This window comes from Flavobacterium panacagri, assembly GCF_030378165.1.
GTDB lineage: Bacteria > Bacteroidota > Bacteroidia > Flavobacteriales > Flavobacteriaceae > Flavobacterium > Flavobacterium panacagri.
This window is the reverse complement of the sequence record NZ_CP119766.1, coordinates 2,566,901-2,583,708: the sequence shown is the minus strand read 5'-3', so window position 1 is coordinate 2,583,708 and position 16,808 is coordinate 2,566,901. Positions and strand designations below refer to the sequence as shown.

15 protein-coding genes are annotated in these 16,808 nt (G+C 34.0%); all 15 read left to right on the top strand.

Going from position 1 to position 16,808, the window contains the following annotated elements:
* The first annotated feature begins 5 nt into the window (after nt 1-5).
* Complete coding sequence (gene murQ, locus P2W65_RS11520; protein WP_179006730.1) at nt 6-827, top strand: N-acetylmuramic acid 6-phosphate etherase; 822 nt, start codon at nt 6-8, stop codon at nt 825-827.
* Between the two features lie 24 nt (nt 828-851).
* Nucleotides 852-2,357, top strand: a complete 1,506-nt coding sequence (locus tag P2W65_RS11515; protein WP_289665692.1) for a sodium:solute symporter — start codon at nt 852-854, stop codon at nt 2,355-2,357.
* A gap of 52 nt (nt 2,358-2,409) precedes the next feature.
* Entirely contained in the window at nt 2,410-5,409 is a 3,000-nt protein-coding gene (locus tag P2W65_RS11510; protein ID WP_289665690.1) for a serine hydrolase domain-containing protein, read from the top strand.
* 211 nt (nt 5,410-5,620) lie between these two features.
* Nucleotides 5,621-6,826 carry an anhydro-N-acetylmuramic acid kinase gene (locus P2W65_RS11505; RefSeq protein ID WP_289665688.1) on the top strand — a complete coding sequence of 402 codons (1,206 nt, stop codon included), beginning with the start codon at nt 5,621-5,623 and terminating at the stop codon, nt 6,824-6,826.
* A 232-nt stretch (nt 6,827-7,058) separates the two neighbouring features.
* Nucleotides 7,059-8,330 (top strand): acyltransferase family protein, encoded by a 1,272-nt coding sequence (locus P2W65_RS11500; protein ID WP_289665686.1) that lies wholly within the window; start codon nt 7,059-7,061, stop codon nt 8,328-8,330.
* A gap of 93 nt (nt 8,331-8,423) precedes the next feature.
* Nucleotides 8,424-9,992, top strand: coding sequence for a glycoside hydrolase family 10-like protein (locus P2W65_RS11495; RefSeq protein WP_289665685.1), 1,569 nt, complete (start codon nt 8,424-8,426; stop codon nt 9,990-9,992).
* A complete protein-coding gene (locus tag P2W65_RS11490) occupies nt 9,979-11,241 on the top strand; it encodes an MFS transporter (protein WP_289665683.1) in 1,263 nt (420 codons plus the stop codon). The genes P2W65_RS11495 and P2W65_RS11490 overlap by 14 nt, the downstream gene beginning before the upstream one ends.
* Nucleotides 11,242-11,271: 30 nt before the next feature.
* Nucleotides 11,272-11,613, top strand: a complete 342-nt coding sequence (locus P2W65_RS11485; protein ID WP_289665681.1) for a hypothetical protein — start codon at nt 11,272-11,274, stop codon at nt 11,611-11,613.
* Nucleotides 11,614-11,749: 136 nt separating this feature from the next.
* Nucleotides 11,750-12,199, top strand: a complete 450-nt coding sequence (locus P2W65_RS11480; RefSeq protein ID WP_289665680.1) for a GNAT family N-acetyltransferase — start codon at nt 11,750-11,752, stop codon at nt 12,197-12,199.
* Between the two features lie 2 nt (nt 12,200-12,201).
* Complete coding sequence (locus P2W65_RS11475) at nt 12,202-13,815, top strand: glycoside hydrolase family 3 protein (protein ID WP_289665678.1); 1,614 nt, start codon at nt 12,202-12,204, stop codon at nt 13,813-13,815.
* A 125-nt stretch (nt 13,816-13,940) separates the two neighbouring features.
* Nucleotides 13,941-14,579: a peroxiredoxin gene (locus P2W65_RS11470; protein ID WP_012024184.1), complete on the top strand. Its 639-nt coding sequence runs from the start codon at nt 13,941-13,943 to the stop codon at nt 14,577-14,579.
* Nucleotides 14,580-14,801: 222 nt separating this feature from the next.
* On the top strand, nt 14,802-15,110 hold the full coding sequence (locus P2W65_RS11465) for a thioredoxin family protein (protein ID WP_007805605.1): 309 nt from the start codon (nt 14,802-14,804) through the stop codon (nt 15,108-15,110).
* A 17-nt stretch (nt 15,111-15,127) separates the two neighbouring features.
* Nucleotides 15,128-15,385, top strand: a complete 258-nt coding sequence (locus P2W65_RS11460; RefSeq protein WP_008462029.1) for a DUF6952 family protein — start codon at nt 15,128-15,130, stop codon at nt 15,383-15,385.
* A 519-nt stretch (nt 15,386-15,904) separates the two neighbouring features.
* Nucleotides 15,905-16,402 carry a thiol peroxidase gene (tpx, locus tag P2W65_RS11455; RefSeq protein WP_289665663.1) on the top strand — a complete coding sequence of 166 codons (498 nt, stop codon included), beginning with the start codon at nt 15,905-15,907 and terminating at the stop codon, nt 16,400-16,402.
* Between the two features lie 13 nt (nt 16,403-16,415).
* Nucleotides 16,416-16,790, top strand: coding sequence for a diacylglycerol kinase (locus tag P2W65_RS11450; protein WP_109192327.1), 375 nt, complete (start codon nt 16,416-16,418; stop codon nt 16,788-16,790).
* Nucleotides 16,791-16,808 lie beyond the last annotated feature (18 nt).

The following is a 16,808-nucleotide window of genomic DNA, read 5'->3' as shown; positions in this document are numbered from 1 at the left end:
AAAAAATGAAGAATAAAAATCCTGAAACCGAACAAGAATCTTTATACAAAGATTTAGATCAAATGACAGTAAAAGAGCTGTTGACCAACATCAATACAGAAGATCGAAAAGTACCAGAAATTATCGAAGGCCAGATTCCTAAAATTGAAAAACTGGTTAAAGCAATCGTTAAGAAAATGCAGTTAGGCGGCCGATTATTTTATATTGGAGCTGGAACTTCTGGGCGTATCGGAATTTTAGATGCTTCTGAATGCCCGCCAACTTTTGGTGTGCCACATGATATGATTATCGGAATTATTGCCGGTGGCGACACTGCGATTCGAAAAGCGGTTGAAAATGCAGAAGACGATACCGAACAAGCTTGGAAAGATTTAGCTAAATTTGAAATTTCAAGTCTGGATTTTATTATCGGGATTGCTGCTTCTGGAAATACACCTTATGTTTTAGGTGCTTTAAAAAAAGCTAAAGAACATAATATTAAAACAGGAAGTATTTCGTGCATCAGCAACGGACTTATAGCACAGGAAGCTGACTTTCCAATTGAAGTAATCGTTGGGCCAGAATTCCTAACCGGAAGTACAAGAATGAAAGCAGGAACAGCTCAAAAACTGACTTTGAACATGATTTCGACTTCGGTAATGATTAAACTTGGAAAAGTAAAAGGCAACAAGATGGTTGACATGCAGTTGTCTAATGAAAAACTGGTAAAACGAGGTATCAAAATGATTATGGAAGAATTGGGAATTGAATATGATTTAGCCGAAGAATTACTGCAAAAACATAAAAGCGTACGCGCTGTTTTGTTAGATCATAACAGCAAAAAATAACCTAAAAACTAAACCAAAACCAAAATGTCTTCTACTACAATTCTCATTTTTATCTTTGTTTATTTTGGCCTTTTACTCTTTATTTCAAATGTAATCAGTAAAAAAGGACAGGACAATGATTCTTTTTTCAAAGCAAATAAAAATTCCAAATGGTATCTAGTTGCTTTTGGTATGATTGGAACAGCACTTTCTGGCGTTACCTTTATTTCGGTTCCTGGAGAAGTCGGTTCACCAAACGGAGAACAGTTCAAATATTTCCAGTTTGTTTTAGGAAACGCAATTGGTTTTATCATTATTGCAAAAGTCCTGCTACCACTCTATTACAGAATGAATCTGACTTCGATTTATAGTTATATCGAACAAAGAATGGGAATTAGAAGTTACAAAACGGCAGCTTCGATTTTCTTGGTCAGCAGAACCATTAGCTCTGCTTTTAGATTGTATTTGGTGGTTATCGTTTTACAGCGATATGTCTTCAACGATTTTCATATTCCATTTCCTGTAACGGTACTTTTGGCTTTGGCGCTTATCTTTTTATACACTTTTAGAAGCGGTCTAAAAACGATTATTATTACCGATACTTTACAGACGTTTTTTTTAGTTAGTTCCGTGTTTATAACCATTTATTTTGTTTGCGACAGTCTTAACCTGACTGTTCTTGAGTCGGTTTCAACCATTCAGAAAAGTAATTATTCTAAAATATTTTTCTTTGATGATTTCTTTACGAGCAAGTACCACTTTGTAAAGCAGATTTTAGGAGGAATGTTTGTTACTATTGCAATGGTTGGGCTCGACCAAGATTTAATGCAGAAAAATTTAAGCTGTAAAAACATCGGCGAAGCACAAAAAAACATGTTTACGTTTACAGGAATTTTTGTTTTAATCAATATTATTTTCTTGAGTTTAGGTGCTTTATTATACATCTACGCTGCAAAAAATAATGTTGAAATTCCATTAGATTTAGCAACAGGAAAACCAAGAACCGATTTACTTTTTCCAGAAATTGCTTTAAATCATTTGTCAATCGTTCCGGCTTTTGTTTTCCTTTTAGGAATTATCGCGGCTACTTTTGCAACAACCGATTCGGCTTTAACCGCTTTGACAACTTCATTTTGTGTCGATTTTCTTGGAATGGATAAATCTGAAAATCTGGATAATCACAAAAATGTAACAATAAGACATTGGGTGCATTTCGCTTTTTCAATATTGCTTTTTCTGGTAATTATTGTCTTAAATTCCTTTAATGACGCTTCTGTTGTGGCACTAATTTTCAAAGCAGCATCTTACACTTACGGCCCTTTATTAGGATTATACGCTTTTGGATTATTACAAAAATCAAGATTAGTAAACGACAAACTAATTCCGATTATCTGTCTTATTTCTCCAATATTCACGTATTTCTTAAGTGAAAATTCAGCACAATTATTCGGATACACTTTTGATAACGAATTAATTATCATCAACGGATTATTCACTTATATCGGAATTTATTTAACCAGTAAGCGAACAGAAGAAAAAATCTCTTTCTAAAAGCCAAATTAAAGCAATTCAGAATTGATCTGAATTCTCAAAAAATGATTACATGAAAAATACTATTATAAAAATAGGTTTATTTACAGCTGTTCTTTTTTTAATTGTCAATTGTGGCGTTTCAAAAAAGACTAAAACTGCCGTTGAAACTAATGAACCTATTTCGACAGAAAATAAAGAAGTTTACGTACCCAAAAGCAAATCAGAAAAAAAACCTTTTGTTCCCGATTGTGATGCTGAAAATCGTTGGGCAGACAGTATTTACAGCCAAATGACGCTGGATGAAAAACTAGGTCAATTATTTTTTGCAAATGCTTATTCTAACAAAGATTCTGTACATGTTAATAAAGTAAAAGAACTGGTTTCAAAATACAAAATTGGCGGTATTATTTTCTTTCAGGGCGGGCCGGTTCGTCAAGCGAAATTAACCAACATCTATCAGTCAAAAGCAAAAGTGCCGCTGTTTATAGGACTTGATGCCGAATGGGGATTGAGCATGCGTTTAGACTCAACTTACGCTTATCCTTGGAACATGACTTTGGGCGCGATTCAGGATTTAAATCTTATTGAAAAAGTTGGAAGACAAATGGGAAGCGAATGCAAAAGAATGGGAATTCATTTCAATTTTGCTCCAGTTTTAGATATTAATACCAATCCGCTGAATCCCATTATCGGAAATCGTTCTTTTGGCGAAAGCAAAACCAATGTTGCCAATCGTGCTTCGGCAATTATGAAAGGTATTCAAAGCCAAGGTGTTTTATGTACAGGAAAACATTTTCCGGGTCACGGCGATACGGCAGTCGATTCGCATAAAGCACTTCCAACCGTTTCTTTTACGAAAGAACATTTGGATGAAGTGGAAATATATCCTTATAAACAGCTTTTTGACGAAGGTCTGGCTTCTGTCATGGTGGCGCATCTTAATATTCCGAGTTTAGAACCAAAAGAAAATGTTCCGTCTTCTGCTTCTTATAATGTTGTTACCGAACTTCTTCAGAAACAATTAGGTTTCGAAGGACTTATTTTTACAGATGGTTTAGGCATGAAAGGCGCCAGTAATTTTAAACCTGTCGGCGATTTGGAATTGGCTGTTTTACAGGCAGGAAATGATATTTTCCTTTGTCCGGATGATGTTCCCGCCGCTTTAGAAAAATTAAAAGTCTTTTATGCAAATGGCCAGATTACCGAAGAACGTTTAGCGCATTCCGTTAAAAAAATCCTGCATTACAAATTCAAAGCAGGTTTAAACAAATACAAACCTGTTGATTTAAAAAATCTGCGAAAAGATTTAACAAGTCCTGATAAAGATGCGCTTCAATATAATTTATTCGAAAACGCAACTACAGTATTAAAAAACAAAAAAGACATTCTTCCAATTAAAAATCTGAATCAGAAAATTGCTTACGTAAAACTGGGAGAAGATGTCAACAGTGCTTTTGTTTCAACCTTAAAAAAATATACTGAAATAACAGAAGTTTCAAATACCAACGTCGATTCTTTAAACAAACAATTAAAGAAATACGATTTAGTTATTTTAAGTTATCACAAAGTGAATAAAGCTTGGGAAAAACAAGATTTCTCTTCAAATGAATTGTTTTTTCTAAATAAAATTGCCGAAAATAATAAAGTAATTCTAGACGTTTTTGCAAAACCGTATTCGCTTCTTTCTATCAAAAATTTTGATGCTATTGAAGGATTGATGGTTTCGTACCAAAACTCAACGATTTCTCAGATTGTTTCTGCCGAAATTTTATTTGGAGCAAAAAGTGCCAAAGGAAAATTACCAGTTTCAATCAACGATAATTTTAAAGTAAATGATGGAATCGATACCGAAAAAATCGATCGTTTAGGTTTTGAAACACCAGAAAATGTCGGAATGAATTCGGCAATTCTTGACAAAATAGACGCGATTGCCAAAAAAGCAATTGACGGAAAAATGGCTCCTGGAATGCAGGTTTTAGTGGCAAGAAAAGGCAGTGTCGTTTTTCAGAAATCATACGGATATCAGACTTATGACAAAAAAGTAAAAGTTTCGAATACTGATTTATACGATGTAGCTTCGATTTCAAAAATGATTTCTACACTTCCAAACGTAATGCAGTTATACGATAAAAATAAAGTTGAGTTAGACACCAAATTAGGAACCATGCTTCCGATGTTTGCTAAATCAAACAAAAAAGATATTTCGTTTAAAGATCTTTTAAATCATTATGCGGGATTAATTGCCTGGAGTCCGTTTTATAAATCAACATTAGACGCTAAAGGTTTTCCATCAGATCAATATTATCGAAAAGTTGCAGAAAACAATTTCACAACTAAAGTAGCAGACAGTCTTTACATTCGAAATGATTATCATGACACGATCATGAAATTTATTGCCGACTCTCCTATTTCACTTAAAAAAGAATACAAATACAGTGATTTTACTTTTATCATTTTAAAAGATTATCTGGAAAGAGCCACACATGAAAAATTGGAAAATTTAAGTCAGAAGAACTTTTTCAATTCGTTGGGAATGAATTATACAACTTACAATCCATTGTTGAAATTTGACAAAAATGTAATCGCTCCAACCGAAATTGATAACTATTTCAGACATCAATTAATTCAAGGTTACGTACACGATATGGCAGCCGCTATGGAAGGCGGAATTGCTGGTCACGCGGGAATTTTCTCCAATGCGATGGATGTTGCCAAAATGATGCAGCTTTTTCTTCAAAAAGGAAGTTATGGCGGTGAACGTTATTTTTCTGAAGCTACATTTGATACTTTCAACACCTGTTTTTATTGCGATCAAGGCGTTGAAAGAGGTTTAGGTTTCGACAAAAGATTAGGAAAAGACGGCCCGACTTGTCAATGTGCTTCGAAATCAAGTTTTGGACACACTGGATTTACCGGAAATATGGCTTGGGTTGATCCCGAAAACGAAACGGTTTATGTATTTTTATCTAACAGAACGTATCCAGAAGTTGGCGAAGAAGGAAATAAACTAGCGAAAGAAAAGATTCGTGAAGACATTCAGAAAATAATTTATGAATCTATAATGAAATAACTTTGTGGATTGTTTTTTAAACACATAGAAACATAGATTTTATTAGCTTATAAAAAGTCGTTTCACTCAGAATAAAGCACATAGCTCTATGTGTTAGAAACTAGTTTCTTTTTATTTACTTTTATTTATATAAAAACCTATGTTTCTATGTGTTTAATAAAATTAATCGCTTCCAACTAATTAACTTTAGCTGCATTTTAAACAAACTTTCATGAACAAAAATATTGAAGCACTTTATCAAATTGCCCAAAAAGAAACGAAACGTATTATTGGACTGATGTCGGGGACTTCTCTTGACGGATTGGATATTGCCTTATGCGAAATTTCAGGATCTGGTGTAAATACCAATGTAAAGCTGGCTCAGTTTGAAACGATTAGTTACTCTGAAGAAATCAAAACAGAAATTCGCAAAGTCTTTGCTCAGAAAAATATCGATTTTCAGCATTTGGCTTTGCTTAACGAATGGATTGGTTTACTTCATGCTTCAATGATTAATGAAGCCTTAGAAAAATGGAATATTCCTGCTTCTGAAATTGATTTAATTGCGTCTCACGGCCAAACCGTTTTACATGCGCCAAAGTTTTTGCATCAGCAGGAAAAATTTCCAAATGCGACTTTGCAAATTGGAGACGGAGATCATATTGCTGTAAAAACAGGAATTATTACTTTATCTGATTTTAGACAAAAACATGTTGCAGCAGGTGGTGAAGGTGCTCCTTTAGCCGTTTATGGTGATTATTTTTTATTCGGAAAAGAAGGCGAAAACAGAATTATGCTCAACATTGGCGGGATTGCCAATTTTACCTACCTGCCATCAGACATAAAAAATGAAGATACTTTTGTAACCGATACCGGAACAGGAAATACCTTAATTGATCTTTTTGTGAAGAAATATTTCCTAGACAAAAGCTACGATAAAGATGCTGAAATAGCCAAACAAGGAAATGTAAATCAGATTTTATTAGACAATTTGAAAGACAATGCATTTTTCAAAAAAGGTTTCCCAAAAACGATCGGGCAGGAATTATTTAATGCTGAATATGTAGAATTAGCACTTTCAAAAAGTAATCTTACCGATATTTTAGCTCCCGATTTATTGGCGACTTTAACACGTTTTACAGCCGAAACTATTGCAGAAGCGATTCAATTTGCTGTTAAAAACTCTTCTTATAAAATTGAAGACTTTAAAATATATCTTTCCGGTGGGGGAGCCAATAATCCATTAATCGTACAATGGTTAAAAGAATTACTGCCTTGCTCTTTCTTCAAAAGCGATGATTTAGGAATTAACAGTGATGCCAAAGAAGCGATTCTGTTTGCTGTTTTAGCCAATGAAACTGTTGCTGGGGGCGATTTTAAATTTAATTCTGTAAAAATTCCATCAGTAACTATGGGAAAAATTTCAATGCCGGATTAAATATTTTTAAACACATAGAGACATAGAATTTAGAATATCACAAAGGCGCTTCACTTATTTAAACAAACATAGCAAGTTATACCTTTATCTACTAAAGCTTTGACAACGCTGAGCTATGTGTGGAGAAACGAGTTTCTCTTCCCTATTCTTTTAAAAAGAAATAAAAAAATCTATGTTTCTATGTGTTTAAAAATTTTACAAAAAAAACAATAAACTATTAATAACCAAAACCATGACAAAAGAACGTTTAACCTCACTGGATGTTTTTAGAGGATTTACTATTTTTCTAATGACGATAGTTAACAATCCCGGAAGCTGGTCTTCTATTTATCCGCCATTAGAACATGCAGAATGGCACGGCTGCACTCCAACCGATTTAGTTTTTCCTTTTTTCGTTTTTATTATGGGAACAGCAATCCCTTTTGCCATGCCGGTTAAACATCTTGATGGTGCTGTTTTTAATAAAATTTTAGTTCGATCACTGCGTATTTTTTGTTTAGGATTTTCTTTAGCTTTTTTCGGCAGAATACATTTATTTGGTTTGGAAGGCTTTCCTCTTTTAGCAGTAAGACTCGTTATTTTCTTCGGAATCGCTTATGCTCTTTTGGGGAATTTTAGCCTAAAAGTCAAAACGTATCTTGTTTTCGGAATCTTAGCTGTATTACTATTTTTAACCTACAGCGGTTTAGAGCACTTTGAAGACACTAGAATTCCAGGAGTTTTACAGCGAATTGGAATCGTCTATTTTTTTACATCTCTTTTATATTTAAAAACCAATCTAAAAACACAGATTATAACTGCGGTTTCAATTCTCGTTGGATATTATCTGTTGATGGCTTTTGTCCCTGTTCCAGGAATTGGAGAAGCTAATTTTGAAAAAGGCACTAATCTGGTAGCATGGCTCGATAATTTACTTTTAAACGGACACCTTTGGAGCGTTTCTAAAACTTGGGATCCGGAAGGAATTTTAAGTACTTTACCAGCTATAGCAACTGGAATTACAGGAATGTTTATTGGTCAAATTTTAAACTTACATATTTCTAAAATTGAAATTGTAAAAAAACTGGCAATCGCAGGAATTGTTTTACTAATCTCCGGATTACTTTGGAATATTATTTTCCCAATCAACAAATCACTTTGGACAAGTTCTTATGTTTTATATACAGGCGGAATTGCTACTTTATGTTTGACGTTGCTCTATTATATTATCGATGTTGCGAATTATAAAAAATGGGCCAAATTGTTTTTAATCTGGGGCGTAAATCCAATGATTGTCTTTTACTTTTCTGGAATAATTCCGAGGGTAATGAGCTCTATAAAAATGCAAAATCCAGAAATTGGAAGTGAAGAAATTGGATTTCAAGCTTACCTATACCAATACGGAATTGTTCCTCATTTTGAAAATCCATTAAATGCATCATTGGCTTATGCGCTGGCTTATGCCCTTTTCTGGTCAATTATCTTATGGATTTTGTATAAAAGAAAACTGATATTCAAAGTTTAGTATTTCAGAAAGAATGGTATTATTATTGCGAAATTTAAATTTCCTTTAATCATCTAAAAAAACTACTTTTGGTTTTTGTTAAAAAACATTGAAATGCATAAAAATCAGTATTTAATATTCTCTTTTCTACTTCTATTTTTCGTTTCGACGATTGCCGCACAGGAAAATACAATGCATCCTAAAAACGAATTCAGAGGTGTTTGGATTGCCACGGTTGTTAATATTGACTGGCCCAAAACAAGTCTAGATAATGTAGAAAAAGAAAAAGCTGATTATCTTGAGATTTTAGAAGCATACAAAAAGTTAAATTACAATGCCTTAATCGTTCAGGTTCGAAGTGTCGGCGATGCCATTTATCCTTCTGAATTTGCGCCTTGGTCTCGTTTTTTAACGGGGAAAGAAGGTTTAGCTCCAAATCCGTATTACGATGCATTAGCCTGGATGATTGAGCAGGCGCACAATCGCGGATTTGAATTTCACGCTTGGTTAAATCCTTATCGTGCGACTTTCGATTTGAATAAAAATCTTTTAAGTCCGGGACATGATCTTTTTAAACATCCGGAATGGATGATTGAATATGGCGGAAAATATTATTATGATCCAGCTTTACCAGAAGTTCAGGCGCATTTAACGAAAGTAGTTAAAGAAGTCGTGGACAAATATGACATTGATGCCATTCATTTTGATGATTATTTTTATCCATATGCCGTTCCTGGAAAAGTATTTAACGACAACGCTTCCTATCAAAAATATGGTGCCGGTTTAAGCCGTGCCGATTGGCGTCGTGCGAATGTGAGTAACTTTGTTCACACCATTTCAACAACCATAAAAGCCAGCAAACCTTGGGTTCAATTTGGAATTAGTCCTTTTGGAGTTTGGCGAAATAAGTCTCAGGATCCAAGAGGTTCTGAAACACAGTCAACTTCTAATTACGATGATTTATATGCAGATCCAATGTTATGGATGGATCAAAAATGGATTGATTATATTCTGCCTCAATTGTATTGGAGTATGAACAATACAAGAGCGTCTTACTCCAAATTGGTAAAATGGTGGTCAGAAAATGCAAAAAACACAGCTATTTACATTGGTCATGCTTCTTATAAAATTAGAGGCGACTCAGATAAAAGCTGGAATTTTATGACTGAAATCCCAACACAGGTTGATTTTCTGAGAACCTTTAAAAACGTGTCTGGAAGTGCTTATTTCAGCTCAAAGTGGTTCATGGGTAAAAACTTCGATGTGGTTCGTCATTTAGAAGAAAATCAATATAAATATCCGGCACTTCCTGCAGCAGTTCCGAACTTAAGACATGTAATTATTGATACGCCAAGAGTGATTGAATACAGCAAAGATAGCATCCGTTATAATTTCACTTTTAAAAGTCCGTTGAATACAAAAGTTCGTTATATGGTGGTTTATGGAGGCGATCATATCTCAAAAATCGACATTAACGATGCCACAAAAATTGTTGAAAAAGTAACCGTAAAAGAAGTTGACGGAAAAATTATTTTCTCAATTGCTGGTGGAAAACTAAACCTTTATAAAGCCTGTGCTGTAACTTTCATTGATTATTACGCGAACGAAAGCTCGCCAACTGCCATAGATCTAAAAAAACCTTTTAAAAACTATACACCTGCACAACCAAATGAAAATAGATAATAAACCTTGGTTCTGGATTCCACTTCTGAACTTTGCATCTGGATTGCCTTATGCCATAATTATTTCAGTTTCGGTAATTATGTACAAAAATCTGGGAATTTCAAATGAAGATATCGGAGTCTACACCAGTTTATTATATCTTCCTTGGGTAATCAAACCACTTTGGAGTCCGCTTATTGAATTAATCGGAACCAAAAGAAAATGGTTTTTATCGATGCAGTTATTAATTTCAATCGCCTTTTTACTGGTCGGATTAGCCATTCCAACCAACGGATTTTTCATGATGTCGCTGGCCATATTCTGGGTTGCCGCTTTTGCTTCGGCTTCCAATGATATTGCAACAGACGGTTTCTATTTATTGGTTTTACCAGAAGACAAGCAATCTTTCTTTATCGGAATTAGAAGTACTTTCTACAGACTTTCAATGCTTGCCGGAAACGGATTAGTAGTCCTTTTTGCAGGATATTTGGAACATAAATATGGTGACAATACAAAAGCTTGGTCTTACACTATGATTTTCGTTGGTTTATTGATGACTTTCATTACAGCTTACAACTTCATTTTTACACCAAAAAATGAAATCAATGTTGTAGAAGGCAAAAAAGAAACAACTCATCAAAATTTTGGAACCATATTCATTAGCTTCTTCAAGAAAAAACAAATCGGATTAATCCTAGCCTTTGTTCTGGTCTTCAGATTAGGAGAATCACAACTGCTTAAAATGTTAAGTCCTTTTTTATTGGATGGAAAAGAACTTGGCGGAATGGGATTAGATACGGAAGCCGTTGGAATTATTTACGGAACATTTGGAGTTGCAGCATTAACCTTAGGCGGGATTTTAGGCGGAATTGCTATTTCCAGACATGGTCTTACCAAATGGATGTTTCCAATGTTTTTAGCCATGCATTTACCTATTATTGGTTTTATACTTTTAGCATTTTTTCACCCGACATCAATTTATTACATTTATGCCGTTGTGATTTTAGAACAATTTGGTTACGGTTTTGGTTTTACAGCATTTATGATGTATTTAATTCATGTTGCCGAAGGAGAATCAAAAACAGCCCATTATGCATTGGCAACTGGATTTATGGCATTAGGAATGATGCTTCCGGGAATGTTGAGCGGTTATATTCAGAAATTTTTAGGCTATCAAAACTTCTTTATTTGGGTTTTAATAGCGACAATTCCAGGTCTTATTTTATCACGTTTTTTAGTTTTCCCGAAAGATTTTGGGAAAAAATCATAAGAAGTTTCACCCCAAATCAAACTCTTACATATGGAAATCAATGAAAATTTGCAGGCCGAACGAAATCTGAAAGGAACTGAGTTCGAGAAAAATGGAAATCTTGAAAAAGCAATTGAATTGTATGAAGAAAATGTCGCAGAAAGCTTTAAAGGAAATCATCCGTACGATCGACTGGCAACGATTTACAAAAATCAAAATGATCTCGACAACGAAATTAGGATTTTAGAAAAAGCCATTTTGGTTTACGAAGAAATCACAATCGAAGACCGATTGGAAGGACTTCCAAAGCTTTTCCGATTCAAAAACCGATTGGAAAAAGCCATTGAAACTCAAAAACAATTAGCCAAACAAAAAAAGGCAAAATTGAAATAGTTTTTAAACACATAGAAACATAGAATTATTTTATTTAAAAAGAGAAACTAGTTTCTCCAAACATAGCTATGCCTTTACTCTAAAACTATTTCTATTTGTTCAAAAATTAATACAAAAACAGAAAAGCTATAAAATCATGATTAACATAAAACGAACAAACTCGGACGATATTGATTTTATAAATCTGGTTGCTTTATTAGATCAAGAATTAGCAATTAGAGATGGAGACGATCATGCTTTTTATAATCAGTATAACAAAACAGATAAAATAAAGCATACAATCGTTTATTACGAAAATGACATTCCAGTTGGTTGTGGCGCTTTTCGCGAAAAAGAAAGCGACAAAACCGAAATCAAAAGAATGTTTGTTCATCCTGATTATCGTAAAAAAGGAATTGCATCAAAAATTTTAGCCGAATTGGAAATCTGGGCTAAAGAAGCCGGTTATACTTATACCATTTTGGAAACTGGCAAAAATCAGCCGGAAGCCATCAACTTATATCAAAAATTAAATTACACCATCATTCCAAATTATCCACCCTACGAAAAAATGGATAATAGTGTCTGCATGAAAAAGACTTTATAATAATGGAAATCACTGCCGAAGCATTAAAACATAAAATAGGACAATTCTTTTTCCCTGCCGTTTTCATCAATGATACAGAAGAAAATATTCTGGAAACGGAACGCTTAATCAAAGAATATAATATTGGTGGACTGACTTTTTTCCACAGTCGTGCAAGCGCTGCAACCAATTACGAAAGCAAGAAAAAAGTCGTTTTCAACGATGACAGTTACGAAAAAATTAAAGCATTAATTGCTCGTTATCAAAAAGCTGCTTCTACTCCACTTTTAATTAGTATTGATGCGGAATGGGGTTTAGCAATGCGTATCGAAAAAACACCGCAATATCCTTATGCAATCACTCTTGGTGCTTTGCCAGAAAACAAAGCTAATTTGGTTTATGAAGTTGGAAAACAAATTGGTTTAGATTTAAAAGCAGCGGGAATTCAGTACAACTTATCGCCTTTGGCAGACATCAACAATAATCCAAACAATCCCGTTATTGGGTATCGTTCTTTTGGCGAAAACAAACAAAAAGTAGCCGATTTTGCTGTTGAATATCTAAAAGGAATGTCAGAAGTTGGTGTTCTAGGCTGTCTGAAACACTTTCCTGGACATGGAAATACAAATGTCGATTCGCATTTAGGGTTGCCCGTTTTAAAGGAGACTTTAGAAGAACTGATGGAAAACGAATTATATCCATTCATTAAAGGAATCGAAAATAATGTTGATTCAATTATGATTGGACATTTGGCTGTTCCAAGTTTAAATGACGGAAAAGATACTTCGGCAACCTTATCAAAAGCAGTTATTCAGGATCTTTTGCGTAATAAATTAGGTTATGACGGCTTAGTAATTTCAGATGCTTTAAATATGCACAGTGTTTCGAAACTGTATGAAACCAAAGGACAATTAGAATGGGAAGCTTTTAATGCCGGAAATGATGTTTTGTGTTTTGCCGAAAATGTTCCGGAAGGAATTGAAGCTATCTATAAAAATGCTTCTCCAGACCGAATTTTCGAAAGTTATAACCGAATTATGAAAGCCAAAGAAAAAGCAGGAATTCTTTCTGGAAATATTTCAGCTTCAGGCGAATTAGATTTCGAAAAAACATCAAAATTAAATCTGGAAATTGCTCAAAATGCGATTACTACGATTATTGATAATTCAAGTTCAGAATTGGCTTTTGAAGCTCATAAAAATAAAAAATTAGCCAAGCTCAGCTTATATAAAAAAACCGAAAATACTTTCTTTAAAACTTTAAATTCAGAATTACCTTCTCCAGAATTTGCTTTTGAAAATTTAGAAGTTTCAGAGATTTCATCTATCAAAAAAGAATTAGAAAATTTTGAAACTATTTTAATTTCATTATTTGTTCCAAAGGCAAAACCGCTCAACAATTTTGAAATTGACAATGAAGTTTTAGAATTGCTTTCTGATTTACTTCAAACCAAAAAATGTATCGTTTACGTTTTCGGAAATCCATATTCTTTACCATTAATTCCTAATCTAAAAAAGGCTTCAGGATTAATTCAGGCTTATCAAGATTTTGAAGAATTTCAAAAAACAGCAGGAATTCAATTTTTAGAAAAAAATAGTTTGAATGGGATCTTACCCATAAATATTGACATTCAATAAGTTAAAACTTTAAATAGTCAAAATTTATCAACTTATAAATTTTTATAATCACATCTTATTGTAGAAAACTGCACTTATGCCCTACTTTTGCACCAGAAATAAATATTTAACGTAAAACGAAAATTATGTCTTTAGTAGGAAAAAAATTCCCAAGTATTGCAGTAGATGCTATCTCAGAAATGGGTGACAATTTAAAAATCAACATTTTTGAAGAAGCAGTAAACAACAATAAAAAAGTACTTTTATTTTGGTACCCAAAAGATTTTACTTTTGTATGTCCAACAGAATTACACGCCTTTCAAGCTGCATTACCAGAATTTGAGAAAAGAAATACTATCGTAATTGGTGCTTCTTGTGATACAAACGAAGTTCACTTTGCTTGGTTAAATACTCCAAAAAACAATGGTGGAATCGAAGGTGTTACTTACCCAATCTTAGCGGATACAAACCGTAACTTAGCTAACATTTTAGGTATTCTTGATATCGAATCTACAAGCTACAGCGAAGATACTGACTCAGTTATCATCGAAGGTTCAAATGTAACTTACAGAGCCACTTACTTAATCGACGAAACTGGAAAAATCTTCCACGAAAGTGTAAACGATATGCCATTAGGACGTAACGTAAACGAATACCTAAGAATGGTTGACGCTTACACTCACATCCAAACTAAAGGTGAAGTTTGTCCGGCAAACTGGGAAGCTGGTAAAGAAGCTATGTCTGCTGACAGAATCAGTACTGCTGAATACTTAAGCGCTAACTAAGCTGCTAAGATACTAAGGTTCTAAGATGCTAAGTTTTTTAACTTAACTTTTAAATCTTAGACACATTCTACAATAAAGTCGAGAGATTCTAAGATTAAACTTAGATCTTAGAATCTCTAAGACTTAAAAAATCTATCAAATAAATCCACACAAAGTTATCTGGTTCGAGAGCAAACTTAGCATCTTAGAACCTTAGCAACTTAGTGTCTAAAAAATAAACTTATGTTAATCGACTTAAACGAAGATACGTTAGCAGATTTAGTTGCTAAAAACGAAAAAGTAGTAGTACAATATTCAGCTTCATGGTGTGGAAATTGCCGTATTATGAAACCAAAATTCAAAAAATTAGCAACAGAAAATGAAGCTATCACTTTTGTTTTGGTTGATGCAGAAAATTCTCCTGAATCAAGAAAATTAGCTAATGTGAGCAACCTGCCAACATTCGCAACTTTCGTAAACGGACAATTAGTTGGCGAAACGCAAACTAACAAACAAGAAGTTTTAATCGATCTTGTAAACGCAATTGCTTAATTCATAAACTCCACAACATGAAATTACCAGTAATAAAGCATTTAACACAATTCATCGAAGAAAACGATCAGGATTATATCATAGAAACAATCGAAGTTCTGGAAGCGATGACCGAAATTCCTTCTCTTAAAGACGAAGAATTAGACGTAATTGGCGAATTGATTTCAAATATGTACGGCGCCCTTGAAGTGCAAAAACTAGTTGCGCAGGGAACTGACAAAAAAGAAGCTTTAAACACATTCATGAAACGTGTTTTAGGTTCAATCGATAAATAAGTCGACCTCCTTCCAAGAATAAAAACAAAAAACAAGGCTGAGAAAGCGTTTCTATTTTAGAGACGCTTTTTTTTAGTTTACAGTGGTCAGTTTTTAGTATTCAGTGGCAGTCGTAGTTTTCAGTTTTCCACAAAATCGTTTCAGCCTTAGAAACTATGCTTTCAATCTAAAATCTCCACTCTAAAATCTAAATTAATAAGGGCGAGACAGTATTTGAAAAAGTGGGCAAACATACTTTGCCTTTATTCGCCCACTTTCCCAAATACTGTCGGGCTATCCGCTCCGCCGCGGCGGATTGCTTCTATCCCTCTCGCGAGTCAACGGTTTCAATTGACGTTTCATAGCTATTGGCAAACTAAATCTAAAATCTACATTCTAAAATCTAAAATTATCATATAAATTCGTGAATTCATGGCTACCCGAAAACCATCCTTAATCTCTCCTTAAACCCATAACAAATACTTTTAGATTCAAATTTTAATCCTTACTTTTGAACCTCATTAATTTTAAACAAAAATCATGGCATCTATCACATTAGGAGGAAATCCAGTTCATACATCAGGCGAATTGCCAGCAGTTGGATCACAATTAGCTGACTTCAAATTAGTTCAAAACGATTTATCAGTTGCTTCTTTAAGTACTTTCGCAGGTAAAAAATTAGTTTTAAATATCTTTCCAAGTGTTGATACAGGAACTTGCGCAACATCTGTTAGAACTTTCAACGCAAGTGCAAGCGGATTAGAAAATACTACTGTTTTATGTATTTCAAGAGATTTGCCTTTTGCTCAAAAACGTTTTTGTGGTGCCGAAGGTTTAGAAAATGTAGTAAACTTATCAGATTTTCAAACTGGTGCTTTTGGTAAAGCAAACGGTCTAGAAATCGTTGATGGGCCTCTTGCAGGTTTACACTCAAGAGCAATCATTGTTGTTGATGCTGACGGAAAAGTTGTTCACACGGAACAAGTTGCCGAAATTGCAAACGAACCAAATTACGAAGCTGCTTTAGCTGCGCTATAATATTTTCCCTTAAATGGAGTTTCAAAAAGACAATACTTTTGTTACAGGTCGTTTAAAAAGCATGACTTATGCATTTAAAGGAGCTGTAAAATTGATTAAAACAGAACACAGCATCATGGTGCAATTCTCTTTGGGAATTATCATGACCATTGCCGGGTTCTATTTTCACATTTCACAAACCGAATGGCTTTGTCAGACATTTGCCATCGGTTTGGTTTTAAGCATTGAAGGATTGAATACGGCAGTTGAAAAAATTGCCGATTTTATCCATCCTGATTACAGCAAACGAATCGGTTTTATTAAAGATATTGCTGCAGGGGCGGTATTTTTTGCTGCAATGACTGCAATAGCAATAGGCTTGATTATTTATATTCCAAAATTTATTTAGGCAAAGGAAAACGCAAGA

Coding starts and splice junctions, on each gene's coding strand:
- murQ (WP_179006730.1), top strand. CDS start 6: ATGAAGAATAAAAATCCTGAAACCGAACAAGAATCTTTATACAAAGAT.
- P2W65_RS11515 (WP_289665692.1), top strand. CDS start 852: ATGTCTTCTACTACAATTCTCATTTTTATCTTTGTTTATTTTGGCCTT.
- P2W65_RS11510 (WP_289665690.1), top strand. CDS start 2,410: ATGAAAAATACTATTATAAAAATAGGTTTATTTACAGCTGTTCTTTTT.
- P2W65_RS11505 (WP_289665688.1), top strand. CDS start 5,621: ATGAACAAAAATATTGAAGCACTTTATCAAATTGCCCAAAAAGAAACG.
- P2W65_RS11500 (WP_289665686.1), top strand. CDS start 7,059: ATGACAAAAGAACGTTTAACCTCACTGGATGTTTTTAGAGGATTTACT.
- P2W65_RS11495 (WP_289665685.1), top strand. CDS start 8,424: ATGCATAAAAATCAGTATTTAATATTCTCTTTTCTACTTCTATTTTTC.
- P2W65_RS11490 (WP_289665683.1), top strand. CDS start 9,979: ATGAAAATAGATAATAAACCTTGGTTCTGGATTCCACTTCTGAACTTT.
- P2W65_RS11485 (WP_289665681.1), top strand. CDS start 11,272: ATGGAAATCAATGAAAATTTGCAGGCCGAACGAAATCTGAAAGGAACT.
- P2W65_RS11480 (WP_289665680.1), top strand. CDS start 11,750: ATGATTAACATAAAACGAACAAACTCGGACGATATTGATTTTATAAAT.
- P2W65_RS11475 (WP_289665678.1), top strand. CDS start 12,202: ATGGAAATCACTGCCGAAGCATTAAAACATAAAATAGGACAATTCTTT.
- P2W65_RS11470 (WP_012024184.1), top strand. CDS start 13,941: ATGTCTTTAGTAGGAAAAAAATTCCCAAGTATTGCAGTAGATGCTATC.
- P2W65_RS11465 (WP_007805605.1), top strand. CDS start 14,802: ATGTTAATCGACTTAAACGAAGATACGTTAGCAGATTTAGTTGCTAAA.
- P2W65_RS11460 (WP_008462029.1), top strand. CDS start 15,128: ATGAAATTACCAGTAATAAAGCATTTAACACAATTCATCGAAGAAAAC.
- tpx (WP_289665663.1), top strand. CDS start 15,905: ATGGCATCTATCACATTAGGAGGAAATCCAGTTCATACATCAGGCGAA.
- P2W65_RS11450 (WP_109192327.1), top strand. CDS start 16,416: ATGGAGTTTCAAAAAGACAATACTTTTGTTACAGGTCGTTTAAAAAGC.